The 22,651-nt window shown below is 71.3% G+C and carries 27 protein-coding genes and 2 pseudogenes; 13 read left to right on the top strand and 16 right to left on the bottom strand.

Annotated elements, in window-relative coordinates; genetic code table 11:
• Positions 1-36: 36 nt before the first annotated feature.
• The 4 genes from D7193_RS18575 to D7193_RS18560 form a co-directional block, all read right to left on the bottom strand.
• On the bottom strand, positions 37-549 hold the full coding sequence (locus tag D7193_RS18575) for a methylated-DNA--[protein]-cysteine S-methyltransferase (RefSeq protein ID WP_120780781.1): 513 nt from the start codon (positions 547-549) through the stop codon (positions 37-39).
• A complete protein-coding gene (locus D7193_RS18570; RefSeq protein ID WP_120780780.1) occupies positions 546-2,048 on the bottom strand; it encodes a DNA-3-methyladenine glycosylase 2 family protein in 1,503 nt (500 codons plus the stop codon). Before D7193_RS18570 ends, D7193_RS18575 begins: the two co-directional genes overlap by 4 nt.
• Positions 2,049-2,118: 70 nt before the next feature.
• The gene (locus D7193_RS18565) at positions 2,119-3,456 is read right to left on the bottom strand and encodes an FAD-binding oxidoreductase (protein WP_158674822.1); all 1,338 of its coding nucleotides are present in this window, start codon (positions 3,454-3,456) and stop codon (positions 2,119-2,121) included.
• On the bottom strand, positions 3,453-4,352 hold the full coding sequence (locus D7193_RS18560) for an LLM class flavin-dependent oxidoreductase (protein ID WP_120780778.1): 900 nt from the start codon (positions 4,350-4,352) through the stop codon (positions 3,453-3,455). The genes D7193_RS18565 and D7193_RS18560 overlap by 4 nt, the downstream gene beginning before the upstream one ends.
• Positions 4,353-4,419: 67 nt before the next feature.
• On the opposite strand from D7193_RS18560, the gene D7193_RS18555 reads away from it, so the two are divergent.
• Together D7193_RS18555 and D7193_RS18550 are read left to right on the top strand one after the other, a co-directional pair.
• Positions 4,420-4,803 carry a winged helix-turn-helix transcriptional regulator gene (locus tag D7193_RS18555; protein WP_120780777.1) on the top strand — a complete coding sequence of 128 codons (384 nt, stop codon included), beginning with the start codon at positions 4,420-4,422 and terminating at the stop codon, positions 4,801-4,803.
• Positions 4,804-4,975: 172 nt separating this feature from the next.
• The gene (locus D7193_RS18550; protein WP_241563188.1) at positions 4,976-5,521 is read left to right on the top strand and encodes a hypothetical protein; all 546 of its coding nucleotides are present in this window, start codon (positions 4,976-4,978) and stop codon (positions 5,519-5,521) included.
• A gap of 62 nt (positions 5,522-5,583) precedes the next feature.
• On the opposite strand, the gene D7193_RS18545 is transcribed toward D7193_RS18550, so the two are convergent.
• Positions 5,584-6,558 (bottom strand): EamA family transporter, encoded by a 975-nt coding sequence (locus D7193_RS18545; RefSeq protein WP_120780776.1) that lies wholly within the window; start codon positions 6,556-6,558, stop codon positions 5,584-5,586.
• A gap of 87 nt (positions 6,559-6,645) precedes the next feature.
• Here D7193_RS18545 and D7193_RS18540 point away from each other — a divergent pair, with 87 nt between their 5' ends.
• From D7193_RS18540 to ychF, 3 genes are all read left to right on the top strand, one after another.
• On the top strand, positions 6,646-7,158 hold the full coding sequence (locus D7193_RS18540) for a MarR family winged helix-turn-helix transcriptional regulator (protein WP_241563186.1): 513 nt from the start codon (positions 6,646-6,648) through the stop codon (positions 7,156-7,158).
• Positions 7,159-7,241: 83 nt separating this feature from the next.
• On the top strand, positions 7,242-7,976 hold the full coding sequence (locus tag D7193_RS18535; RefSeq protein WP_120780774.1) for a Type 1 glutamine amidotransferase-like domain-containing protein: 735 nt from the start codon (positions 7,242-7,244) through the stop codon (positions 7,974-7,976).
• 23 nt (positions 7,977-7,999) lie between these two features.
• Positions 8,000-9,085 (top strand): redox-regulated ATPase YchF, encoded by a 1,086-nt coding sequence (gene ychF / locus D7193_RS18530; RefSeq protein ID WP_120780773.1) that lies wholly within the window; start codon positions 8,000-8,002, stop codon positions 9,083-9,085.
• Between the two features lie 251 nt (positions 9,086-9,336).
• On the opposite strand, the gene D7193_RS18520 is transcribed toward ychF, so the two are convergent.
• Positions 9,337-10,293: a sulfotransferase family protein gene (locus tag D7193_RS18520; RefSeq protein ID WP_241563184.1), complete on the bottom strand. Its 957-nt coding sequence runs from the start codon at positions 10,291-10,293 to the stop codon at positions 9,337-9,339.
• A 384-nt stretch (positions 10,294-10,677) separates the two neighbouring features.
• Here D7193_RS18520 and D7193_RS18510 point away from each other — a divergent pair.
• A pseudogene (locus D7193_RS18510) lies at positions 10,678-11,039 on the top strand (hypothetical protein).
• Here the strand turns inward: D7193_RS18510 and D7193_RS18505 are convergent.
• Positions 11,023-11,283: a hypothetical protein gene (locus D7193_RS18505; RefSeq protein ID WP_187356260.1), complete on the bottom strand. Its 261-nt coding sequence runs from the start codon at positions 11,281-11,283 to the stop codon at positions 11,023-11,025. The pseudogene D7193_RS18510 and the gene D7193_RS18505 sit on opposite strands and share 17 nt — an antisense overlap.
• Complete coding sequence (locus D7193_RS18500; RefSeq protein WP_120780770.1) at positions 11,276-11,629, bottom strand: hypothetical protein; 354 nt, start codon at positions 11,627-11,629, stop codon at positions 11,276-11,278. The genes D7193_RS18505 and D7193_RS18500 overlap by 8 nt, the downstream gene beginning before the upstream one ends.
• Positions 11,630-12,002: 373 nt before the next feature.
• Here D7193_RS18500 and D7193_RS33485 point away from each other — a divergent pair, with 373 nt between their 5' ends.
• From D7193_RS33485 to D7193_RS18475, 5 genes are all read left to right on the top strand, one after another.
• Positions 12,003-12,263, top strand: a complete 261-nt coding sequence (locus tag D7193_RS33485; protein ID WP_158674821.1) for a hypothetical protein — start codon at positions 12,003-12,005, stop codon at positions 12,261-12,263.
• Positions 12,264-12,461: 198 nt separating this feature from the next.
• A complete protein-coding gene (locus D7193_RS18490) occupies positions 12,462-12,824 on the top strand; it encodes a nuclear transport factor 2 family protein (protein WP_120780769.1) in 363 nt (120 codons plus the stop codon).
• A gap of 14 nt (positions 12,825-12,838) precedes the next feature.
• On the top strand, positions 12,839-13,378 hold the full coding sequence (locus D7193_RS18485; protein WP_241563182.1) for a hypothetical protein: 540 nt from the start codon (positions 12,839-12,841) through the stop codon (positions 13,376-13,378).
• A gap of 97 nt (positions 13,379-13,475) precedes the next feature.
• Positions 13,476-14,057, top strand: coding sequence for a dihydrofolate reductase family protein (locus D7193_RS18480; RefSeq protein ID WP_120780768.1), 582 nt, complete (start codon positions 13,476-13,478; stop codon positions 14,055-14,057).
• 167 nt (positions 14,058-14,224) lie between these two features.
• Positions 14,225-14,641, top strand: coding sequence for a carboxymuconolactone decarboxylase family protein (locus D7193_RS18475; RefSeq protein ID WP_120781360.1), 417 nt, complete (start codon positions 14,225-14,227; stop codon positions 14,639-14,641).
• Here the strand turns inward: D7193_RS18475 and D7193_RS18470 are convergent.
• The 4 genes and pseudogenes from D7193_RS18470 to D7193_RS18455 all read right to left on the bottom strand — a co-directional run bounded on the left by D7193_RS18470 (position 14,638) and on the right by D7193_RS18455 (position 17,138).
• Positions 14,638-15,268, bottom strand: a pseudogene (locus D7193_RS18470) (class I SAM-dependent DNA methyltransferase). The gene D7193_RS18475 and the pseudogene D7193_RS18470 sit on opposite strands and share 4 nt — an antisense overlap.
• Positions 15,265-15,828, bottom strand: a complete 564-nt coding sequence (locus D7193_RS18465) for a GNAT family N-acetyltransferase (protein WP_120780767.1) — start codon at positions 15,826-15,828, stop codon at positions 15,265-15,267. The pseudogene D7193_RS18470 and the gene D7193_RS18465 overlap by 4 nt, the downstream one beginning before the upstream one ends.
• A 23-nt stretch (positions 15,829-15,851) precedes the next feature.
• Positions 15,852-16,214, bottom strand: coding sequence for a PH domain-containing protein (locus tag D7193_RS18460; RefSeq protein WP_120780766.1), 363 nt, complete (start codon positions 16,212-16,214; stop codon positions 15,852-15,854).
• Positions 16,215-16,253: 39 nt separating this feature from the next.
• Positions 16,254-17,138: a LysR family transcriptional regulator gene (locus D7193_RS18455; protein WP_120780765.1), complete on the bottom strand. Its 885-nt coding sequence runs from the start codon at positions 17,136-17,138 to the stop codon at positions 16,254-16,256.
• A gap of 119 nt (positions 17,139-17,257) precedes the next feature.
• Between D7193_RS18455 and D7193_RS18450 the strand changes: the two genes are divergently transcribed.
• On the top strand, positions 17,258-17,656 hold the full coding sequence (locus tag D7193_RS18450) for a VOC family protein (protein ID WP_120780764.1): 399 nt from the start codon (positions 17,258-17,260) through the stop codon (positions 17,654-17,656).
• Here the strand turns inward: D7193_RS18450 and D7193_RS18445 are convergent.
• A complete protein-coding gene (locus D7193_RS18445; RefSeq protein ID WP_120780763.1) occupies positions 17,643-17,948 on the bottom strand; it encodes a 4a-hydroxytetrahydrobiopterin dehydratase in 306 nt (101 codons plus the stop codon). The genes D7193_RS18450 and D7193_RS18445 overlap by 14 nt on opposite strands.
• A gap of 184 nt (positions 17,949-18,132) precedes the next feature.
• Here D7193_RS18445 and D7193_RS18440 point away from each other — a divergent pair, with 184 nt between their 5' ends.
• The gene (locus D7193_RS18440; RefSeq protein WP_120780762.1) at positions 18,133-18,573 is read left to right on the top strand and encodes a (deoxy)nucleoside triphosphate pyrophosphohydrolase; all 441 of its coding nucleotides are present in this window, start codon (positions 18,133-18,135) and stop codon (positions 18,571-18,573) included.
• A gap of 184 nt (positions 18,574-18,757) precedes the next feature.
• Here D7193_RS18440 and D7193_RS18435 read toward each other — a convergent pair whose 3' ends face one another.
• From D7193_RS18435 to D7193_RS18425, 3 genes are read right to left on the bottom strand one after another with little or no spacing between them, the layout of a single operon-like run.
• Positions 18,758-19,852 (bottom strand): succinate dehydrogenase/fumarate reductase iron-sulfur subunit, encoded by a 1,095-nt coding sequence (locus tag D7193_RS18435; protein WP_120780761.1) that lies wholly within the window; start codon positions 19,850-19,852, stop codon positions 18,758-18,760.
• A 4-nt stretch (positions 19,853-19,856) separates the two neighbouring features.
• Positions 19,857-21,770 carry a fumarate reductase/succinate dehydrogenase flavoprotein subunit gene (locus D7193_RS18430; protein WP_120780760.1) on the bottom strand — a complete coding sequence of 638 codons (1,914 nt, stop codon included), beginning with the start codon at positions 21,768-21,770 and terminating at the stop codon, positions 19,857-19,859.
• A gap of 11 nt (positions 21,771-21,781) precedes the next feature.
• Complete coding sequence (locus tag D7193_RS18425; protein WP_120780759.1) at positions 21,782-22,588, bottom strand: hypothetical protein; 807 nt, start codon at positions 22,586-22,588, stop codon at positions 21,782-21,784.
• Positions 22,589-22,651 lie beyond the last annotated feature (63 nt).

Below are 22,651 nucleotides of genomic sequence, written 5' to 3'. Positions count from 1 at the left end.
ACCCGACGGTATCGGCAAATGTGAGACGAGCCGGTGTCAGCTTGCCGTCAACGGCCGCTCATGACCGAGAAGCCACTTCTTCACGTCGAGCCCCCAGCGGTAGCCGCCCAGCGTCCCGTCCGTCCGCAGGACGCGGTGGCAGGGCACGAAGAGGGCGGCCGCGTTGCGGGCGCAGGCCGCCGCGGCGGCGCGTACGGCCAGCGGCCGGCCGGCGAGCCCGGCGAACCCGGTGTAGGTGACCGGCTCGCCCGGTTTCACGTCCCGGAGCACCTGCCAGGCGTGTGCCATGAACTCGCCGCCGGTGCGCTGCTCGACCGGCACGGCGTCGATCGCGGTGAGGTCGCCGTCGAGGTAGGACCGGACGGCCCGGGTCACCGGGCCGAGGTCCGCCCGCATCCGCACCGGCCCGCGCAGGTCGGGGTGGATCACGGGTAGCAGGTCGTCCGGGCCGGCCGTGAAGCCGGCGGCCCGGACGGCGCCGTCCGCGCTGGTCAGGATGGTCAGCGGGCCGGCCGGGGTGGCGAGCACCGCGCTGTCGATCGTGGTCATGCCGTTCTCCAGAGTCGGATAACCGCGTAGGACCGCCAGGGGCGCCAGCGGTCGGCGTACGCGTTCAGGGTCGTCGGGTCGTCGGGCAGCCCGAGCGCGGCCGCGCCGCGCCGGACCGCCAGGTCGGTGGGGAGGAGGACGTCCGGGTCGCCGAGCGCGCGCATCGCGACGTACCCGGCGGTCCAGGCGCCGATGCCGGGCAGCGCCACCAGCCGCCGGACGGTCTCCTCGCGGTCGCCTCCGGGCGCCAGGTCGAGGGAGCCGTCGGCGACCGCCCGGGCGAGTCCGCGGATCGTCTCCCGCCGCCCGGCCGGCATCCGGAACGCCTCGTCCGGCAGTTCCGCCACCTCGTCGGCCGACGGAAACCCCCGCAACGCGCCCACCCCGCCCCGGTGATCATGAAGTTGTTGCCCCGACACGCCGTCGTTTCCGGCAACAACTTCATGATCAACGTGGGTGGCGGTGGGGGCGGCCGCGATCAGGCGGGTCAGGGTGGTGCGGGCGGCAGCCACCGAGACCTGCTGGCCGACGATCGCGCGTACCGCCATCTCGAAGCCGTCCACCGAGCGGGGCACCCGGATGCCCGGCTCCGCCGCGACCGCGGGGGCGAGCGCCGGGTCCGCGGCCAGGGTCGCGTCGACGGCCACCGGGTCCGCATCGAGGTCCAGCAGGCGGCGGCAGCGGGCCACCGCCGGCGCCAGGTCACGCATGTCGGCGAGCCGCAGCGTCGCCGACACGTGGCCGTCCGCCGGGGTCAGGGCCACCTCGGCGACGCCGTGCGGCAGCCGCAGACCCCGGCGGTACGTGCCGTCGCGGACGTCCTCGACGCCGGGCAACGCCCGCAGGGCGAGGAAGTCCAGCAGCGCGACGGCGTGCAGCGGCGGCCGGTACGCGAGCCGGAGCGTGATCGTGCCCGCCCCGCCCGCGGGGACCCGCCCGCGCCGCGCCTCGCGCAACTGCGTCGGCGGCACCCCGTACACCTCACGGACCGTGTCGTTGAACTGCCGTACGCTGCCGAACCCGGCCGCGAACGCGACCTCCGCCATGCCGAGCGCGGTGGTCTCGATCAGGATCCGGGCGGTCTGCGCCCGCTGGGCGCGGGCCAGCGCGAGCGGTCCGGCCCCCAGTTCGGTGCGGAGCATCCGGTGCAGGTGCCGTTCCGTGTAGCCGAGCCGGGAGGCGAGCCCGGGCACGCCGTCGCGGTCGACCACCCCGTCGGCGATCAGCCGCATGGCCCGACCTACCACGTCCGCCCGGACGTCCCACTGGGGCGAGCCCGGTGCCGCGTCCGGCCGGCAGCGACGGCACGCACGCAGCCCCGCACCCTGTGCCGCGGCCGCCGACGGGAAGAACCTGACGTTCTGCCGTTTGGGCGTGGTGGCCGGGCACGACGGCCGGCAGTAGATGCCGGTCGACGTCACGCCGGTGTAGAACCAGCCGTCGAAGCGCTGGTCACGGCTGTCCACGGCCCGGTAGCACCGCTCGAAGTCCAAGTCCACGCCACCGATGATGCCCCCGGTCGGCGGGTACCGGCTGGCGGGAATCGGACCTGGCCGTGCGGCCGGTCGTTCAGCGGCGCCGCGCGCCCGCCCGGCCCCGCGCCGGGTCGAGCAGGCGCGGCCGGAACACGCCGTCCGGGTCGTACCGGCGCCACAGCTCCGCCACCCGCCGGCCGGTCGCGCCCGGATAGATCCGGTCGAACGCCGCCCGGTCCGGCCGGCTCTCGAAGTTCACGTACGCGCCGTCGGCCCGCTGGCCGATGCCCCGCCACGCGGCGTCCAGCGCCCCGCCGCCCTGCGGCGGGAACACCGTGCCGACCACGAGCGTGTCCTGGTGGCGGTGCGGGTACGCGGTCGCGTCCGGGTCCACGTCGTTGACCGCCCCGCCCACCGACCGGAGCTGGATCAGCGCCCGCTCCGGCCCGGTGACCGCCCGCATGATCGCCCGGGCGCCACCGTCGTCCATCGTGAGCAGGCCGTTCGTGGTCGTACTGGCCTGCTGCCCGACGTTCGGGTGCAGGTGGCCCAGCGGAACCAGAGCGGGATACGGCACGAGGTCGACGCGGTGGTCGAGCAGCCTCCCGATGGCGAGCAGCGGCTCGACCAGCGGGCGGGCCCGGCGCAGGCTCTCGGCGGCGACCACCGCCGTGATCGAGAGGACGGCCGAGCGCCCGTGCGGAAACAGCACCGCCGCCGTGGATAGTTCCCGGGGCGCCTCTGCGAGCCGCTCCGCCCACTGCCACACGGTCGCGCCGTCCGGCGTGGCCTCGATGGCGAGCTGCGCCAGCCCGACGTTGCGGACCTCGGTCGCCTCGATCTCGAACGCCACCACGATGCCGGCCCCGGCGCCCGCGCCGCGGACCACCCAGAACAGCTCCGGCTCGTGTTCGGCGTCGGCGCGTACCAGCGTGCCGTCCGCGAGCACGACCTCCACCGCCCGGACGTGGTCGATGGTCAGCCCGTACCGGCGGACCAGCCAGCCGACGCCGCCGCCGGTGGCGAGGCCGCCGACGCCCACGTTGCCGTGGTCGCCGGAGCTGATCGCCAGCCCGTACGGGGCGAGGGTCTTCGCGACCGCCGCCCAGCGGGCGCCGGCCTCGACCCGGACCAGCCGGGACCGCTCGTCCACGACCTCCACCCGGTTCAGGGCGGACAGGTCGATCACGATCCCGCCGTCGTTCGACGACGTGCCGGCGAGCCCGTGGCCGCCGCTGCGGACGGCGATCGGAAGCCCCTGCTCGCGGGCGTACCGGACCGCGGCGACCACCTCGGCGGTGGTCTCCGGCAGCAGGACGCCCGCGGGGGAGTGCGTCGTGGTGTACGTCGAGCGCAGCAGCGCGTACCGCCGGTCGCCGGGCGTGACGATCTTCCCGGTCAGCGGCTCGGGGACGCGGGACAGCGTTTTCACCGCTGCCCCCGGATCTCGCGCACCTGCTCGCGTACGGCGGGGACCACCCGGTCGGTGAACGCCCGCAGTTGCGAGCGGGGCGACCTGGTGGGCCAGAAGACGAACGTGTCGAAGCCGAGGTCGACGGCCCACGAGGTGAGCGTGTCGACCCAGAGCCGGACGTCGCCCACCAGCCCCGTGCCGCCGCCCGGTGCGCCGATCGCGCCGATGACGTTGTAGATCCGCCGTACCGACGCCGGCTCCCGTCCGGCCGCGCGGGCGGCCTCGTCGATGATCCGCTGCCGGCCCGGCACCTCGGCGGGCGGCACGTAGATGTTGAGCGGGGAGATCCAGCCGTCGGCGTACCGGCCGGCGACCGCGAGCATGCGGGGTCGCTGCCCGCCCAGCCACAGCGGCACCGGCGCCGGCGGCACGGGGCCGCCCGCGTATCCCTCGACGGTGTGCTGCTCGCCGTGGAACCGGACGGCCTCCCCGGCCAGCGCCCGGCGCATGATCTGCAGGGATTCCGCGACGTACGTGATGGTCTCCGCGCCGCTGCGCCGGGGGCCGCCCATGGCCGCCACGGCGTCGGCGCTCGGTCCACCGCCGACGCCGAGGACGATCCGCCCGCCGGTGAGGACGCCGAGCGACGCGCCGGCCTTGGCGAGCATGGCCGGCGGGCGCAGTTGCAGGTCGGCCACGTCGGTGAGGAAGGAGATCCGCCCGGTTTCGGCGGCGAGGTGACTGATGAGGGTCCAGGTGTCGAGGTGTCCGGGTTGGTAGGCGTGGTCCTGGACGGCGAGGTACTCGAGCCCGCCGTCGGCGGCGGCCCGCGCCAGGTGTCGCGTCTCGGCCAGGGTGTCGGCGGACGGATCCAGGCTCAGGCCGAACGTGATCGGGTGTCCGTGATCGGTCATGAGGCAAGCGTGGGCGGCGCCGGGCGAGTGGGCAAACCTGAGGTTAGCTACTAATATTTGGTAAGTGATGAGTGCGGAGATCGCCGCGCTGCGGCGTTACCAGGACATCGACGACACCGGCTGCCGGGTCTTCCAGGACGCGCTGGAGCTGGTGGGCCGGCGGTGGACCGGCGCGATCATGCTGGCCGGCACGCGGGGGGCGCGCCGGTTCGGGGAGTACCGGGCGGCCGTGGCCGGGATCTCCGACCGCCTGCTCGCCCAGCGGCTCAAGGAGCTGGAGGCCGACGGGTTGATCCGGCGCACCGTGATCCCGACCTCGCCGGTCCAGATCCGGTACGAGCCCACCCCCGACGGCCGGGAGCTGATGACCCTCCTCCAGCCCCTGATCGACTGGAGCCACCACCGCCGCGCCAACCCAACCCCACCCCCACCCACGCCCCCGCCCGCGTGACCACCTGCGTGATCAAGAGGTTTGCGTCAGGATCGGGCTCCCGTTTGACGCAGAGCTCTTGATCAGCAGGGCTGGGGGCGGGGTCCGGGACCGGGCCGGGGACCTGGGTGGGCGCGAAAGTGTCGGTAGTGGACGGTACGGTCCGGCCACCAACTCAAGAAGGGGTGCGGCGATGGCGAGCGTGGCGGGTCCGGGAGCGACGCGGAGCGGGCACCCTCCGCTTGACCGGGCCGTCCTTCAGGGCTTCTACCGGCGGATGCGGGCCGTGGCCCCGGCCGCCGTCGGCGCCATCGAGCGCGACCGCGCCACCGATCCCACCCTCCCGTTCGCCGACACCGCGTGCGGCCGGCTGGCCGGTTCCCTCGACGACGACGGGCTCCGGGCGCTCGGCATGTGGGCCCACCACTGGTGCATGCGCTTCTACGACGACGACACGCGGGTCGGCCTGCGGCTGGTCCGCGAGATCGCGGGCCGGGCCGGGCTGGGCTGGACGGCCGACGAGGTGCGCTGGATGCTCCGCGAGTCGCGGGCGGCCGGCCCGGCCGCCGAGGCCCGGTTCACGCTGCCGCTCGCCGCGTCCCGCGAACTGGCGCCGGGCGACCTGACGGCCGAGCTGGTCGAGGCCCTGCCGCCGGTGACCGACCCGCCCACGGAGCCACCGACCGGGCCGGTCCGGCCGTTCGGCGCGGTGATCCCGCGCCAGCTCCGCCGCGGCTGACCGCCCCCAGGATCGTTGACGCTCCACCGAGTCCCCGCGCGGCGTGTCGTGCCGCCCACCCGTCACCGATCGGGGGAGACGAGGCACTGACCGGCGACCGGCCGCGGCTGAGTCGCGTCCGGGAGCGGCCGCCGAGCGTTCACCGGGCGGCGCAGCCGGCGCAGGACGGCCGACCGGGGTCGGTTGTCGGCCCGAGGCGGGCGCTGGCCCAGCGCCGTGGCGCCGACCGCGAGGACGAACCCGGCCAGCTGCCAGGCGGTGAACGACTGGCCCAGCGCCAGCCAGCCGAGGACGGCGGCGGTGAGCGGGCTGAGCGCGCCGAGCAGGGACACCTGGGTGACCGGTAGCCGGGCGGCGCCCCGGAACCAGAGCGCGTACGCGAGTGCGGTGCCGACCAGCGTGAGCCAGGCGTACCCGGCCAGGGCGGGCACGTCCGGTGCCGGCGGCCGGCCCTCGACGGCGAGGGCGAGCGGCACCACCATGAGCCCGCCGGCGGCGAGCTGCCAGCCGGTGACGGTGAGGGTGCTCACCCCGTCGGGCCGTCCCCACCGTCGGGTGAGCACCAGCCCGGTCGCCATGGCGGCCGTGCCGGCCAGCCCGGCGGCGACGCCGATCGCGTCCAGCCCGGCGTCCGGGCGCAGCACCACGAGCGTGACGCCGAGCGGCGCGACGACGGCGGCGGCCACGGCCCGGGGCCGTTCGTGGAGGACCAGCACGGTCAGCCCGGCCACCAGCAGCGGTTGGACGGCGCCCAGCACGGCGGCCGTGCCGCCGGGCAGCCGGTACGCGGCGAGGAAGAGCAGCGGGAAGAACGCCCCGATGTTGAGCGCGCCCAGCACCACCGAGCGCCACCACCAGGTGCCGTGGGGGCGGTGCCGGGTGAGCGCGAGCAGCAGCAGGCCGGCCGGGAGCGCCCGGAGCACGCCGGACCAGAGCGGCCGGCCCGGGGGCAGCAGTTCGCTGGTCACCAGGTACGTCGTGCCCCAGGTGGCGGGCGCGACGGCGGTCGACAGCACGTCGGTCCAACGACGGTCCACGGCATTCTCCTCACGAATAAGTATCTTAGAGCTAAGATACTTAGGGTCGAGTAAAAGGGGAAGGGTTCCATGCGGCACAATCCGGATGTGGCGGAACGCGAGACCCGGGACGACGTGGACGGCATCGTCGCGCAGTGGCGACGCGAGCGCCCCGGCATGCGTCCCGAGCCGATGGCCGTGTTCGGCCGGATCTACCGGCTGGCCCGGCTGGTCGGGGACGAGCAGGAGCGCGTGTACGCGCGCTGGGGGATCGGCCGGGGCGAGTTCGACGTGCTGGCCGCGCTGCGCCGCTCCGGCGAGCCGTACACCCTGGCGCCGAAGGCGCTCACCGCCTCGCTGATGCTCACCTCCGGCGGGATGACCGGAAGGCTCGACCGGCTCGAGCGGGCCGGTCTCGTCCGTCGCTCACCCGACCCGACCGACCGGCGGGGTCTCCAGGTGACCCTCACCGACACCGGCCGACAGGTGATCGAGGAGGCCGCCGACGCCGGGCTGGCCGTGCAGCGCCGGATCCTCGACACGCTGCCGCCGGAGGACCAGGAACGCCTCGGCGACCTGCTGCGTACGCTCCTCGCCGGCGCGGCGGGCGGCGGGCGCTGACGCCCGCGCCCGGTGTCGGCGCGGCCGCCCGGCGCCGGCTGGGGCAGGATGGTCGGCGGCTGCCTCCGACGGAAGGACGACCGGTGCCCGCCAGCGAACCCACCATCCTCGCCACCAGCATGGGCTTCTTCAGCCGCAAGCGCGGGCCGTACGACCTCCGGCCCGGCCCCGTCTTCGACCTTGGCGCGGAGCTGGCGCAGGCCGGCCCGGAGCCGCGCGTCTGCTACCTCGGCCAGGCCGTGGGCGACCAGCCCACCTCGTTCACCGCTCTCTACGGCGCGTTCGCGGGCACCCGGTTCCGGCTGTCGCACCTCGCCCTCTTCCCGATGCCGAACGTCGACGACATCCGGACGCACCTGCTCGCCCAGGACATGATCTGGGTCGGCGGCGGCAGCGTGGCGAACCTCGTGGCCGTGTGGCGGGCGCACGGGCTCGACGAGATCCTCCACGAGTGCTGGCAGGCCGGTGTGGTGCTGGGCGGTGTCTCCGCGGGCTCGATCTGCTGGCACGTCGGCGGGGCCACCGACAGCTTCGGGCCGCAGCTGCGGGCGTTCACCGACGCCCTGGGCTGGCTGCCGTACGGCAACGGGGTGCACTACGACAGCGAGGAGCAGCGCCGGCCGCTGATCCACCGGCTGGTGGGCGACGGCACGCTGCCCGTCTCGCACTGCACCGACGACGGCGTCGGCCTCGTCTACCGGGGCGACAAGCTGGTCGAGGCGGTCGCGGACCGCGAGGGTGTCTCGGCGTACGAGGTGAGCCGCTCCGCCGACGGCACGGTGCGGGAAACGGTCATCGCCCCGCGCCTGCTCGGCTGAGGCCGCGGGTAAGCTGGCTCGTCGTGAGTCTCACCATCGGCATCGTCGGCCTGCCCAACGTCGGCAAGAGCACCCTGTTCAACGCGCTCACCAAGAACGACGTGCTCGCGGCGAACTACCCCTTCGCCACCATCGAGCCCAACGTCGGCGTTGTCGGGCTGCCCGACGAGCGCCTGGGCAAGCTCGCCGAGATCTTCAGCTCGCAGAAGGTGCTGCCGGCGCCGGTGTCGTTCGTCGACATCGCGGGCCTGGTGCGCGGCGCCTCGAAGGGGCAGGGCCGCGGCAACGCGTTCCTCGCGAACATCCGGGACGCCACGGCGATCTGCCAGGTGGTGCGGGCGTTCTCCGACCCGAACGTCGTGCACGTCGACGGCAAGGTCTCCCCGGCCGACGACATCGAGACGATCAACACCGAGCTGATCCTGGCCGACCTCCAGACGCTGGAGAAGGCCGTGCCGCGGCTGGAGAAGGAGGCCAAGCTCCGCAAGGACCGGGCCGCCGCCGCGACCGCCGCGCGGAAGGCGATCGAGCTGCTGGACACCGGCGTCACCCTCTACGCGGGGGCCGCCGGCGCCGGCATCGAAGTCGAGCACCTGCGCGAGCTGCACCTGCTCACCACGAAGCCGTTCCTCTACGTCTTCAACGTCGACGAGGCCGAGCTGGGCAACGCCGAGTTCCTCGACGAGATGCGCGCCCTGGTCGCGCCCGCCGAAGCGATCTTCATGGACGCGAAGATCGAGTCGGAGCTGGTGGACCTGCCCGAGGACGAGGCCCGCGAGCTGCTGGAGTCGATCGGGCAGAGCGAGCCGGGCCTGGACCAGCTGGTGCGGGTCGGGTTCCGCACGCTCGGGCTCCAGACGTACCTCACGGCCGGCCCCAAGGAGGCGCGGGCCTGGACCATCCCGGTCGGCGCGACCGCCCCCGAGGCCGCGGGGGTCATCCACTCCGACTTCCAGCGCGGCTTCATCAAGGCCGAGGTGGTGTCCTACGCGGACCTGGTCGCGGCCGGGAGCATGGCCGCCGCCAAGGCGGCCGGCAAGGTCCGCATCGAGGGCAAGGAGTACGTGATGCAGGACGGCGACGTCGTGGAGTTCCGCTTCAACGTCTGAATCCGGCCCGTTCCTACAGGTCAGGAGGTTAATGCCTCGCCGTGGGGCACACCGGGGGCACAACCCCACGCCTCATCGACCGCCCGGCGGGTGCGCTCCTCCGAGTCCGGCATCAGATGACCGTACGTCGACAGGACCAGCGTCGCGTTCCGCCAAACCGCCCAGGTGAGGCCGGCCGGCTGCCGGCGTGTCGTACTCCGTTTGATCCGTCACACATCAGCTTGCGTCGTCAAGGTGGAGAGCCAGAGCCGTCACTCATATCCCATGGCCGGGATGACCTTACCGAGTGCTTCTTCGATGAACTCGCGGGTTTCGTCGTCGAATTGGTCGTTGCGGTTCGTCAGCCTGTGCGACTGGAACGTTTTGGAGGTGGCGAAGTCGTCGACGTCGAGCCGTTCGAACAGGGCGCGGCGCTGCCCGGGCCAGTCGGCAGCGAGATCCTCCGCTTTCACCTCGACGTATCGCCTGCCCGTCAGGTCGACGGAGTCCTTCCAGGTGAGCCATCGGTGGTAGACCGGCGTGAGGTAGGCGAGCGCGCCGTCGACGGTGGCCGGTGCCCATGGCTGGGCCAGGTGGGATGCGAGCACTGAGACCGGGTGACGCTTGATGTGCACGATGGTCGCTTCGGGGACCAGTTCCCAGAGGAACTCCATGCACAGCAGGTTGAACGGTGTCTTCTCGCACCACGTCGGCTTGCCCGCGTCGGCGGCGGCGCCGCCGAACATGGTGTCGATCAGGCCCCGCAGGATTCCGAGCAGTTCGCTGCGGTCGCTGAAGTACCTGGGGACCACCCGCCGGCGGCTCGCCGGCGCGAACGGCCCGGACGGTCGGTCGGCGTCCCCGAAGCCTTCCGCGGGCGCAGGTTCGTCGTACGTGTACGCGATCAACTGCGGCCAGAGCTGTTGCACCGCGTCCCTATAGCGCCGCTCGCCGACCAACTCGGGAACGGTTTTGCCGCGATCGTCGCGCCGGCCGGGCACTCGTACGGTGAGAAAGTCGCTCAGCCGGTGCAGGGCATCCTCGCCGACGGTGGGGTCGTACCGATCGGTGAGCGCGTCGGCCAGGTCCCGCAGGCCACCCGGGTCGATGAGAAACCGGGTCTCCATGGGAATCCGATGGATCAGCGGATGTTCGCCGATGATGTCGGCGATCCGTGACGTTCCCGAACGACCCGTACCCGCGACGAAGATCGGTGAGGGGGAAGGCATGGCGAGCAGTCAAACTTTCAGCCCGGCGCCCGTGCAAGCCATTTATCCCCGTCACCCGCTGCTACGGGCCGGACCCGCACCCGCCGTGTCGGGTGCGTGCCGGACGGCCGCCTCCTACAAGCGAGCAACGAATTGTCGAAGCTCCCCAACGCGCCGCATCCCGCACACACTGATGCGCTGTTCTCGGCAGAAGCGGATGCCGGGGGCCCCAGCGTGATGGACGGGTGGCGTCACGGGCCGTGTTCGGCATGCTCAAGGCCGGTGTAACTGGTCAACTGGAGTCACCGTGTAACGATCAAGCGGAGTACGACAGGCCGGCTGCCGGCGAGTGGACGCCCCTATTTTTCGCAGGACTTGTAGATCACCATCTGCAAGACTCGGCTCGTGTCTAAGAGCGGTGGGCAGCGTGGTTCGACCGTCCTGTGGCGTCCGACAGGGCCGAAGGAGCTTGAGTTGGTCGCTGCTTCCGGTTGGCGTCTGTGGCCGCCGCGGCTGCCGGACCAGCCAATCTTCTACCCGGTGCTGAACGAGGACTACGTGGTGAAGATCGCCCGTGACTGGAATGTCGCGGCTTCAGGCGTGGGCTATGTGACGAGGTTCGCTGTGGATTCTGCCTTCGTTGCTCGCTATCCCGTCCGGCAGGTCGGTGCCAGACGATTCTGGAGTTGTGGGTGCCTGCGGAGGAGCTGGAGGAGTTCAACGACCACATCATCGGCAGGATTGAAGTGGTTAACGAGTTCCGGTGACCCTGTCCTGGTCGATGCCGGGTAAACCCGGGTAGATCCCTCGGGCGATGTAGCGCTTCAGGCAACGCATGATCTCGGCCTTGGTTTTGCCCTCGGCGGTGCGCTGCGTGACGTAGTCCTTGGTCGGTCGGTGGCGGCGCATGCGAACCAAGGTGATGTGCCAGAGGGCGCGGTTGGCATTGGGGTCTTGCAGTTGCAGGTTGCAGGGCTGGGTGACGATGCTGCGAGCGGGCGCTCTAGTCATCCTCGATGGTTGGCTCAGCCCAGGCGGCGTGCATGAACTCCGATGTCCAGGAGACGCCGTCCGACTCGCCCATCGTTAGCTTGACGGTGGCGGCGATCAAGTGCTGCCCTGGGGGCACGATGGCGACTCGCCCCCGGACTCGCTTCGCGTGGTGGATGCGGTACTTCAGGCCTTCGATGTCTACGACTCCGCACTCCTCACCTGGCTGGTCTAGCGAGGTCGACTCCACGGTCACGGACCAGCCTTCTTTGTGGGCTTTGTAGAGCCACACCTCGAAGGCGCGCTGCTTGCCGTCGCGCTCGTCCACCCGGGCGATGATCTCGACCGGGTCGGTTCGGTTGTCCATCCTTGTCCTTTGCCAGTGAGCTGAGAGTGCACCTTAACGGGTTCGCGGAGGTTCGGGCTTGCGGGCTTTGAACCGGGCAATCGCCTTGCTGGTGGTGCGGGGAACCTCGGTGAGGAGTTGGTCGCCGTCGTGGACGCGGAAGGTGCTGCCGCCGTCTTCGACGGTGACGGTTCGGCCGGCGTGGCCGATGCCAACGTGTATCTCTGGCCGGCGATGACGCCACCACGACTGCTGACGCGCCGTTCGACACGCGGCGGTTCTGCTGATGGTGGCGGTGGGGGTCCGGCGGGGCGGGCATCACGAAGGCGTGCCTGTTCGGTCGGGGCCAGCAGTTTGGGCAGGCTGCGCAACGGGTCCGGTCGGTGTCGAGCAGGTGCAGGACGCCGCGGTCAAGACGGACGGTGACGCGCCGGCCGGCCAGGTGGTAGCCGATGGGGTGCTGCCGGCCGGCGAGGCTGACCAGTCCGGTGGCGTTGACGAGACGGTCGACCTCGACGGCGGCGCCGGGCTTTACCGGGCCGGCGGTGACCGGGGGCGGCCCGGCGGGGCGGCCGCCGTCGGCGAGGAGGTCGCGCAGGTGGGTGGGGGTGAGCCGGGACGGGACGGTCTTGAGGCGGAGGCCGTCGAGGAGTAGGTGGACGACAGTGGTGTCGGCCCAGAGTTCGATCGTGAGCCCAGCTCTGGCTGGGCCGAGCCAGAACTAGCATGAGCAGGCGTCTAAGGCGGACCCGGCTGGTTAGGAGGTTGCGGCCCTTAGTTCCGCTTCAACGTCTGAATCCGGCCTGTTGCACGCAGCCGAGGTAAGGCCGGCGCAGTAGGGCAGGATCTGTTCGTGATCTCGGACATCCATCGGCTCCAGCGCGCCTTCGATCAGGCCGAGCTCCGCGCCGACACTGACGTGCTGAACGTGTTGTTGGCCGACGACTTTCGGTCCATCGGCGAGCAGGGCTACGTGCTTGACAAAGCACAGTGGGTCGGTAAGTTCGCCGAGTTCGCCTACACCAGTCTGGAAAGCGACGACGTAGAGGTGTCCTTCTACGGTCACGCGGCCATCGTCCGGTGCGTCCAGCGCAGCCACTCGACGTGGCGCGGGCACGAGATGGCGTTGACCGTCCGCGTCAGCCAGACCTGGGTCGAGCTGCCCGAGGGCTGGCGGCTGGCCGGCATCCAGTTCAGCTCCCTGGCCGGCGCGTGACGGGGACGTTCGACATGGAGGGCGCCCTGATCTCGGCGGAGCTGGAACTCTTCGCGGACTACCACCAGGTCCACCTGTTCGATGACGGCTCCGTAACCGATCTTGGGGACGTCTGGACCGAAGACTCGGTGCTCGACAACCTTGCCGTCGACACGGACGCCATGGCGGTCGGCACCACCGTCAACGTCAATGTGGCCGTGACGGTGGAGGTGTTGGAGGCAGAGCCGGAAGACGACAGCGCGGAGTTCGACCACGTCGTGGAGGCAAGCCTGCACGTTTCCTCGGGTCGACTCGTCGTCATGGGTTGCACCGACTACGAGCCGGAGGCCGCACGGTTCGGGATAGCGGCGGGACCGGTTCGCGTACGAGCCGCGAGAAGCAACCTGGCCGAAGCAGAACGTCTCGGCATGGAATCCGACGACGATCCGACGACCATGGAGCGACTTCGACTGCAGGTATGGCCCGCCCCGCATACTGACCCGGTTGTCATCAAGCGCTGGAAGCCGCTGGCGGCTCAGCGCACCCGAGCGTCGGGGGACAAGGGGCCGGCGTAGCGCTTCCCGAGAGGGCTTCTGTCGAGTCGAGGCGTTCCCGTTCGTGTACGGGGTGAAGGGCCGGCGCGGGGCCGGCCACGTCTCCCACAGGAGCGGCATGCGGAAGATCGTCGTCACCAACAACGTCAGCCTGGACGGTGTCATGCAGGCCCCGGGGCGTCCGGACGAGGACACCCGGGGCGGCTTCGACCGGGGCGGGTGGGCGGTGCCCTACAACGACCCCGTCATGGGTCGGGTCATGGGCCAGGGGATGGCCCGCACCGGCGCCCTGCTGCTCGGCCGCCGCACGTACGAGGACTTCGCCGGATATTGGCCCCGGCAGCGGGACAATCCGTTCACCCCGGTGCTCGACGCGTTGCCCAAGTACGTCGCGTCGACCACGTTGGACGAGCCGTTGCCGTGGGTGAACTCGTTCCTGCTGAAGGGTGACGTCGTAGAGGCGGTGGCCGAGCTGAAGGCGCAGCCGGGGCCGGACATCGCAGTGCTGGGCAGCGGAGATCTGGTTCGGTCGCTGCGCCGGCACGGCCTGATCGACGAGTACGTGCTGCTCGTCCACCCACTGGTGCTGGGCACGGGCCGGCGGCTCTTCCCGGAAGGGGACTCTTCCGGCGATTTGCGACTGGTCGAGTCCGTCACCACGACCACCGGCGTGCTGATCGCCACCTACCAGCCGGCCTGACCCCTGGTCGATCCGATCACGACCGTCCCCGTCACGGGTCGGGGACGATCGTGAAGCCTGCTCGCCTCGACCACGTCGGCGGAACGCATCAGGCGGTTGCCACGGCGCGGCGCTCCGAAATGCCGGGTATCGCCCGCTTCGTCGGCCCGGCTGGAAGAGTGGGCGTCATGGCGACGAACGATCAGGTGCCCGATGCCGCCGATCCGGCCTACGCCGAGGCGCTGGACGTGGCCGAGCGCCTGCTCGGCTTCCGCCTGGAGCGCTTCCTCGGTGCCAGTCCGGGTGAGCCGGCCAACGGCGCGGACTTCAAGCGGATCGCGACGGTGCACGCCTTCGGCGACGCCTGGCCGCGCACCGAACACCTGGACACGCGGACCCGCGCCCTGGTGTCGGTGACCATCGCGGCGACGCTCGGCGTCCTGGAACCGCTGCGCGGCCAGCTCCGCATAGCGCTCAACGCGGGCGCAACCAGGGAGGAGATCGCCGAGGTCTTCGTCCAGGTCGCCGTCTACGCCGGTGTGGCGCGCGCGTTCGACGGCTACCAGGTCGCGGCCCAGGTCTTCGCCGAGGCGGAAGGCCGCTAGCGAGCGAAGAGAAGCGCCCCGGGCACGCTGTGCTCCAGGTCGATGACCAGCTGGGTTTCCACCGTGAAACCGGCGTCGCGCAGCCACACCGCCACTCGGTCGGGCCGGCGGCGGTGGACTTGGACGCTCATCGGGTGGCCGCCGTAGCCCTGCGTCTTCAACCGTGACCCGTCGCCGACGTGGAAGCCGAGCAGGAGCGGGCCCCCGGGACGCAGCACCCGCCGGAAGGCGTCGAGGACGCCGGGAACCTCGTCGTCGGGGACGTGGATCAGCGACCACCAGGCGAGCAGGCCGGCGACGGTCGCGTCCGGGAGGCGCAGGTCCGTCATGGAACCCACCTCGAACCGCAGCCCCGGGTGGTCGCGCCGGGCGAGGTCGACCATCGCGGGGGAGAGGTCGACGCCGAACGCGTCGACACCCAGCTCGCACAGGGCCGCGGTGACGTACCCCGGCCCACAGCCCACGTCCGCCACCGGCAGCCTGGACCAGGTCGGCGAAGATCGCGAGGCTCCCGCGCAGGTAGGGCTCGGTGTCGAGCGCGCCGCGCACCTGGTCGGCGTAGCTGGCCGCGACGGTGTCGTAGGAGGTACGGGTCTCCGCGAGCCAGCCACCGTCGCCGGGGCTCACAGGGTGATCCAGTAGCGCCGTACGGCGCCCAGCTCCGTGGCCCGGACGTCTTCGAGGACGCCGCCGTGACGTTCGATCGTCCTCGCCGACGGGATGTTGCCCTCCTCGCAGGTGACGAGCACCCGGTCCAGGCCGATCGCCCGCGCCTCACCGAGCATCTCGCCCAACGCCCACGTGGCCAGCCCGCGGCGGCGCGCCGACGGCCGGATCCCGTAGCCGATGTGACCACCGACGCGCAGCAGGAAGTCGTTCAGCTCGTGCCGCAGCGCGATCCCGCCGAGCACCGCCTGCTCACCCGACGCGCCCGCCGCGGCGTCCTCCGCAGCGGGCACGTCGACGATCCAGCGATACGTGCACGGCACCCGGCCGGCCTCCGGCGACGTCGTGGGATCCGCCTGCTCGCTCAGGCGGGCCACCCACGCCGCGAACCCGGCCGGCGAGCGGACCTCGTCGGCGGGCCGCAGCCCGAAACCGTCCTCGTGGAGGCCGGGACCCCACTCGTCGTGCGCCTCGAGCCAGGCGGCGTGCAGCCGGTCGGTGGGCGCGATCAGCTCGGGCATCCGGCGACGATAGCGCTCGCGGGTCAGGAGATGTGGTGGAGGATCACGTTGTGGACGTGATGGCTCTTCTGCGCGCCGCGGAACTCGACCTCGTACGTGTGCGTGCCGACGTGGATGGCGATCGCGCCGGTGGAGAAGAACGACCCGCCCCACGACTTGTTGCTGACCACGCTCACGCTCGTGATCTTCGAGTACGGGATGCTGGTGATCGCGTACCGCTTGCCGACGAAGGACCGGTCCTGGATGATGACGCGCCGATCGGTGAGGCCGATGAACCCGGTGCCCGTGCCCACCGCGTCGTACACGGCGATGATCTGCTCCCCGTCCAGCAGCCCGCTCTGGATCTGCTGGAACTGCTCCTTGCGGTCATAGGTCACGTTGGCCATGCGCCACACGGTAGGTGGGACGCGCCAGCCGAGCGCGGGTCAGCGTACGACCGAGTCGGCCGCGGCCCGGACGAACTCGCGGACCCGGGCCGTCGTGTTGCTCTCCAGCCAGACCGGGCCGCGAGCGATCGGTGGCGCGTCGTGGATCGGCACGTACGCGACGTCCGGCCGGGGGTAGTAGCGCCGGGTGTGCTCGCCGACCGGGAGGACGCCCCGGCCCAGCGCCACCAGCGAGAGCATCTCCGAGAACGTGTTGCCGGCCGGGCCCTTCGGCACCGGGCGGCCGGACGGGGTGCGGTCCGGGGTCCGGTCCCGCTTGAACCCCGCCGATGTCACGTCCGGGTACTGCACCACCGGGTGTTCGGCCAGCACCTCGAGGGAGACCGACGCGGCCTCGGCGAGGGGGTGTCCGGTCGGCACGGCCAGTACCCGCTGCTCGGTGAGCAGCACCGGGCCGTTGGCCATGCCGTCGAACGGGAACGAGGCGATGAGCACGTCGACCGACCCGTCCAGCAGGCTCGGCCGGGAGTTGAACAGCTGGACCTCGCGTACCTCGACCTCGCATTCCGGGTGGCGTTCGGCGAACAGGGCGACGGCCTTGAGCAGCACGGGCGCCGTCCACTCGCCGAGGAACGCGACCCGCAGCGTCCCGGTGATCCCGCGACCCGCGTCGACGGCCCGGGCGACCGCCGCGTCGATCCCCGCCACGAGCGGCCGGAGGTCGTCGGCGAGTTGACGGCCGATCGGGGTGAGGCGTACGACCCGGCTGGTACGCGTGAACAGCGGGGCGCCGATCCGCCGCTCCAGTCGCTTCACGACGTGACTGACCCGGCCGGTGCTGACGTGCAGCAGTTCGGCGGTCCGGCCGAAGTGCAGCTCGTCGGCGAGGGTCAGGAACGTCTCCACCTCGTACCGCTCCAGCATCCTGGCGTCCCATCGTTGCGTCGGGGTCAACGATCGTAGCCCGGTCGACTCTTGGTCCCCGCCGCCGACGGGCGGATCGTGGAGCCGTTCCCGAGAGACCCGAGAGAGAGGCAAACACCATGCGAGTCACCGGGTTCGACCACCTCGTGCTCACCGTGGCCGACGTCGAGCGGTCGCTGGACTTCTACTGCCACCGGCTCGGCCTGGAGCCGGTCCGGGTCGACGAGTGGCGCGCCGGGCACGTCCCGTTCCCCTCCGTACGCGTCAGCCCGGACACCATCATCGATCTCGTGCGCGGCGAGCGTGGTGAGTCGAACGTCGACCACTTCTGCCTGGTGGTGGCACCGCTGGACTGGGCCGAGGTGGTCGAGTCCGGTGTCTTCACGGTGGTGGAGGGGCCGGTCGGCCGGTTCGGAGCGCGGGGTTCAGCCACCTCGATCTACGTCCGCGATCCGGACGGCAACTCGGTGGAGCTGCGGTGGTACCCGCAGGACGCCGGCGGGGTCAGCCCTCGGTGACCGCCCGGTAGGCGTCCTCGATGCGGGCCGCGAGCAGGACTTCGCCCTCGGTGAGCGGGGAGTTGTCGTGACCCACCCGGATCTGGGTCTGGTCCGCCCGGCGGCTGATCACGGGACGCAGGTGGAGCGAGTCGGCCACCACCTTCACCCGCTCGGTGAGCGCGGCGTGCTGGCTGTCGTCGATGACGAGGATGCGGCGGATCTGCTCGCCCTCCCGGGTCCACCCGGGGAGCAGGGTCAGCGCGTCGGAGAGGTAGTCCTGCTTGGTTCGGCTGTTGAACAGCGCACGCATCACCGCACCTCCCAGGCGCCGTTGCCGGCTTGTGGCCAAATCGTCGCCGTCCCGTGTCTTGTCGGTGGCTTCCAGTCTCGTCGCCTCACCGCGGGTGTGTCCACGCCCACACTTCCGGGTTCTCCTGACCTAGCGGCCGGTTACGCTACCCAAACCGCCGATTGATCTGGCACGCTGGACGGCCGTGCGGACCGAACGGGCGAGTGGCGGCGGGCAGGCCGCGCGGCGGGACCTCAAGGTGATCGTCGGTGCGGCGATCATCCAGGACGGGCGCGTGCTCGCCTGCGCGCGCTCCGCTCCGCCGGAGGTGGCCGGCATGTGGGAGTTCCCCGGCGGCAAGGTGGAGCCGGGGGAGTCCGAGACCGACGCGCTGGCCCGGGAGTGCGCCGAGGAACTGGCCGTACGCGTGGAGATCGGCGAGCGGGTCGGCCGCAACGTCAAGATGGCGCACGGCCGGTCGGTGCTCAAGGTGTACGCGGCCCGCCTGCTCCACGACGACGAGCCGCAGCCGCTGGAGCACTCCGCGCTGCGCTGGCTCTCCGCCGCCGAATTGGACTCGGTGACCTGGCTGCCCGCGGACGCGCCGATCGTGGCCGCCCTGCGCCCCCTCCTGGCGGCCGGCTGACGACGCGGCGCCCCCCGAACGCCGCCGTCGATCATGAAGTTGTTGTCACGACACGCCGGAGAATCGGGCAATAACTTCATGATCAACGGGGTGGGGGTGGGCGGCGAACCGCCGAGACGGGCAGAAACGGGACGGGGGCCGGCGGCAACAGCCGCGGCCCCCGTCATCGTCGTCGTGGACGTGCTCAGTGCTTGTCCTGCTCCGGGTGGGCGAAGTTCAGGTGCTCCGGGGGCAGCGGGAACGTGACGTCGTCACCGAACGGCGACGGCGCGGCGGCCCGGTCGAAGGTCAGCTCCGTGAGCGGAAGCTTGCCCCGCTCGTCCACCGCCGGCGCGGTCGGGTGTGGCACCTCGCGGTGCCAGTTGACCCCGCTCTGCGCCTGCGCCTCGGCCTGCGGGTCGTGCGAACCACCCGCGTGCGAGTGCACGCCATCGAGGTTGGGACGGGCCGCCGGGCCCGCGGCCCGTGCGCTGGTCACGCTGCTCTGGGGCGTCTCACCCCGACGGAAGATCTTGCTACCAAGCCACACAAGGGGATCGTACCTGCGGTCGACGACCCGCTCCTTCATGGGGATGATCCCGTTGTCGGTGATCTTGATGTGCTCGGGGCAGACCTCCGTGCAGCACTTGGTGATGTTGCAGTAGCCGAGGCCCATCTCCGACTGCGCGTACTGCTTGCGGTCGGTCCGGGCGTCGAGCGGGTGCATGTCCAGCTCGGCCGCCCGGATGAAGAAGCGCGGCCCGGAGAAGGCGGGCTTGTTCTCCTCGTGGTCACGGATCACGTGGCACACGTTCTGGCAGAGGAAGCACTCGATGCACTTGCGGAACTCCTGCGAGCGCTCGACGTCGACCTGCTGCATCCGGTAGTCGCCGGGGGCCACGTCCGCGGGAGGAGCGAACGCCGGGGTCTCCCGGGCCTTCTCGTAGTTGAACGAGACGTCCGTGACCAGGTCCCGGATGACCGGAAACGTACGCAGCGGGGTGACCGTGACCGTCTCGTCCTCTTCGAACGTCGACATCCGGGTCATGCACGCCAGGCGCGGCTTGCCGTTGATCTCCATGGAGCAGGAGCCGCACTTGCCCGCCTTGCAGTTCCAGCGACAGGCGAGGTCCGGCGCGTCGGTGGCCTGGAGCCGGTGGATGACGTCGAGGACGACCTCGCCCTCGTTCACCTCGACCATGTAGTCCTGCAGGTCGCCGCCGGTGTCGTCGCCCCGCCAGATGCGGAACTGCCGCTTCGCGGCCGCGTCGCCGGCCGCCGGGGAGTTTCGCTCAGCCATCTCGTCAGCTCTCCTTCTCAGCGAGGGCGTCGAACTCCGCGAGTTCCTCGTCCGTCAGGTACTTGGCCAGCTCGGCGCGGTCGAACAGCGTGATCAGCTCGGAGCGCATCTTCGGCAGCGGCTTGCGGGTCAGCTGCACCGTGTCGCCCTCGAGCGAGCAGACCAGGTTCACCCGGCGCCACTGCGGATCCATCGTGGGGTGGTCCTCGCGGGTGTGGCCGCCGCGGGACTCCCGCCGCTCCAGCGCCGCCTTGGCGGTGCACTCGGAGACGACCAGCATGTTGCGCAGGTCCAGGGCGAGGTGCCAACCCGGGTTGTAGCGTCGCCCGCCGGACGCGCTCACCTTGGCCACCCGCTCCCGCAGCTCGGCCAGGCGCACCAGCGCGTCGGCCAGCTCGCCCTCCCGCCGGATGATTCCTACCAGGTCTCCCATGACCGCCTGGAGGTCCTGCTGGAGGGTGTACGGGCTCTCCCCGGTGTCCCGCTGCAACGGCGCGAGCGCGGTCTCGACCGCCGCCTCGACCGCCGGCACGGCCACCTTCGGCCGGCTGGCGAGGGTGTCGGTGTACGAGGCGGCGTGGCCGCCCGCGCGCTTGCCGAAGACCAGCAGGTCGGACAGCGAGTTGCCGCCGAGCCGGTTGGAGCCGTGCATGCCGCCGGACACCTCGCCCGCGGCGAACAGGCCGCGTACGTGGCCGGCCGCGGCGCCCGAGTCCGGGTCCACCTCGACGCCACCCATCACGTAGTGGCAGGTCGGGCCGACCTCCATCGGCTCCTTGGTGATGTCGACGTCGGCCAGTTCCTTGAACTGGTGGTACATCGAGGGCAGACGGCGGCGGATCTCCTCCGCCGGCAGCCGGCTCGCGATGTCCAGGTAGACGCCACCGGCGGGGGTGCCCCGACCGGCCTTCACCTCGCTGTTGATGGCCCGGGCCACCTCGTCGCGGGGCAGCAGCTCCGGCGGGCGGCGGTTGTTGTCCGGGTCGGTGTACCAGCGGTCCGCCTCCTCCTCGGTCTCCGCGTACTGCTTGCGGAAGACGTCGGGGACGTAGTCGAACATGAACCGCTTGCCGTCGGAGTTCTTCAGCACGCCGCCGTCACCCCGCACCGACTCGGTGACCAGGATGCCCTTCACCGAGGGCGGCCAGACCATGCCGGTCGGGTGGAACTGCAGGAACTCCATGTTGATCAGCGTCGCCCCGGCGCGCAGCGCGAGCGCGTGACCGTCCCCGGTGTACTCCCACGAGTTCGAGGTGACCTTGTAGGACCGCCCGACCCCGCCGGTGGCCAGCACCACGGCCGGCGTTTCGAACAGGACGAACTCCCCGGACTCCCGGTAGTACCCGAAGGCCCCGGCCACCCGGTCGCCGTCGAGCAGCAGCTCGGTGATGGTGGTCTCGGAGAAGACCTTGATGCGGGCCTCGTAGTCGCCGAACTCCGCCTTGTCCTCCTGCTGGAGCGACACGATCTTCTGCTGGAGGGTGCGGATCAGCTCCAGGCCGGTGCGGTCGCCGACGTGCGCGAGCCGCGGGTACTCGTGGCCGCCGAAGTTGCGCTGCGAGATCTTCCCGTCCTTGGTGCGGTCGAAGAGCGCACCGTACGTCTCCAGCTCCCAGATCCGCTGCGGCGACTCCTTCGCGTGCAGCTCGGCCATCCGGAAGTTGTTCAGGAACTTGCCGCCGCGCATGGTGTCGCGGAAGTGCACCTGCCAGCTGTCGCGCGGGTTCACGTTGCCCATCGCGGCGGCGGCGCCGCCCTCGGCCATCACGGTGTGCGCCTTGCCGAAGAGCGACTTCGAGATGATGGCCGTCTTCTTGCCGGCGAGCCGGGCCTCGATCGCCGCGCGCAGGCCGGCGCCGCCGGCGCCGATCACGACGACGTCGTAGTGGTGTCGTTCGATACGAGTGGTAGTCGTCATGTCCAGGCCCTCTAGTTGATGAACCGCAGGTCGGGGAACCAGTCGGCCGCGACCGCCATGACGTAGAAGTCGGTCAGCGCCAGCGTGCCGAGCGTGATCCAGGCGAGCTGCATGTGCCGGACGTTGAGCCAGGACACGCCCGTCCAGGCCCGGTAGCGCAGCGGGTGCTTCGAGAAGTGCTTGAGCCGCCCGCCGATGATGTGCCGGCAGGAGTGGCAGGAGATGGTGTACGCCCAGAGCATCACCACGTTGCCGATCAGGATGAGGTTGCCCAGCCCGAAGCCGAAGCCCTTCGGCGAGTGGAAGGCCAGGATCGCGTCGTAGGTGTTGATCAGCGAGATGATCGCGGCGGCGTAGAAGAAGTAGCGGTGCAGGTTCTGGCCGAGCAGCGGGAAGCGCGTCTCACCGCCGTACGTCTTGTGCCCGTCCGGCACGGCGCAGGCCGGCGGCGACAGCCAGAACGACCGGTAGTACGCCTTCCGGTAGTAGTAGCAGGTCAGCCGGAACAGCAGCAGGAAGGGCAGGGTCAGCGCGGCGTCCGGGATGATCCACCAGCCGGGGAGGAACTGCCCGAAGTGCGAGGCGTTCTCGACGCACCGGTCGGTCACGCACGGGGAGTAGAACGGGGTCAGGTAGTGGAAGTCCTCGACCCAGTACCACTTGTGCATGAAGACCCGCACCGTCGCGTACGCCACCCAGGCGGTGAGCCCGACGACGGTGATCAGCGGGGCGAACCACCAGCGGTCGGTACGCAACGTCTTCGCCGCGATGGCGGCGCGCGCCCGCGCCCCCAGCGGCCTCGTTGCCGTTGATGTCATTCGAGTCGTCTCCTCGACGGGGGCCCGCAGGTGCGGGCGGCTCTTCCTCCGGTCGGCACGCGG

The organism is Micromonospora costi, assembly GCF_003626655.1.
GTDB lineage: Bacteria > Actinomycetota > Actinomycetes > Mycobacteriales > Micromonosporaceae > Micromonospora > Micromonospora costi.
The sequence above is the reverse complement of the archived record's forward strand: the minus strand, read 5'-3'. Positions and strand labels throughout refer to the sequence as shown.

Bases quoted from the DNA above. Each gene is read 5' to 3' on its own strand.
- D7193_RS18575 (WP_120780781.1), bottom strand. From the start codon at position 549: ATGACCACGATCGACAGCGCGGTGCTCGCCACCCCGGCCGGCCCGCTG.
- D7193_RS18560 (WP_120780778.1), bottom strand. From the start codon at position 4,352: ATGACCGATCACGGACACCCGATCACGTTCGGCCTGAGCCTGGATCCG.
- D7193_RS18555 (WP_120780777.1), top strand. From the start codon at position 4,420: ATGAGTGCGGAGATCGCCGCGCTGCGGCGTTACCAGGACATCGACGAC.
- D7193_RS18550 (WP_241563188.1), top strand. From the start codon at position 4,976: ATGGCGAGCGTGGCGGGTCCGGGAGCGACGCGGAGCGGGCACCCTCCG.
- D7193_RS18520 (WP_241563184.1), bottom strand. From the start codon at position 10,293: ATGCCTTCCCCCTCACCGATCTTCGTCGCGGGTACGGGTCGTTCGGGA.
- D7193_RS18505 (WP_187356260.1), bottom strand. From the start codon at position 11,283: ATGACTAGAGCGCCCGCTCGCAGCATCGTCACCCAGCCCTGCAACCTG.
- D7193_RS18500 (WP_120780770.1), bottom strand. From the start codon at position 11,629: ATGGACAACCGAACCGACCCGGTCGAGATCATCGCCCGGGTGGACGAG.
- D7193_RS18485 (WP_241563182.1), top strand. From the start codon at position 12,839: ATGGAGGGCGCCCTGATCTCGGCGGAGCTGGAACTCTTCGCGGACTAC.
- D7193_RS18480 (WP_120780768.1), top strand. From the start codon at position 13,476: ATGCGGAAGATCGTCGTCACCAACAACGTCAGCCTGGACGGTGTCATG.
- D7193_RS18475 (WP_120781360.1), top strand. From the start codon at position 14,225: ATGGCGACGAACGATCAGGTGCCCGATGCCGCCGATCCGGCCTACGCC.
- D7193_RS18465 (WP_120780767.1), bottom strand. From the start codon at position 15,828: ATGCCCGAGCTGATCGCGCCCACCGACCGGCTGCACGCCGCCTGGCTC.
- D7193_RS18460 (WP_120780766.1), bottom strand. From the start codon at position 16,214: ATGGCCAACGTGACCTATGACCGCAAGGAGCAGTTCCAGCAGATCCAG.
- D7193_RS18455 (WP_120780765.1), bottom strand. From the start codon at position 17,138: ATGCTGGAGCGGTACGAGGTGGAGACGTTCCTGACCCTCGCCGACGAG.
- D7193_RS18450 (WP_120780764.1), top strand. From the start codon at position 17,258: ATGCGAGTCACCGGGTTCGACCACCTCGTGCTCACCGTGGCCGACGTC.
- D7193_RS18445 (WP_120780763.1), bottom strand. From the start codon at position 17,948: ATGCGTGCGCTGTTCAACAGCCGAACCAAGCAGGACTACCTCTCCGAC.
- D7193_RS18435 (WP_120780761.1), bottom strand. From the start codon at position 19,852: ATGGCTGAGCGAAACTCCCCGGCGGCCGGCGACGCGGCCGCGAAGCGG.
- D7193_RS18430 (WP_120780760.1), bottom strand. From the start codon at position 21,770: ATGACGACTACCACTCGTATCGAACGACACCACTACGACGTCGTCGTG.
- D7193_RS18425 (WP_120780759.1), bottom strand. From the start codon at position 22,588: ATGACATCAACGGCAACGAGGCCGCTGGGGGCGCGGGCGCGCGCCGCC.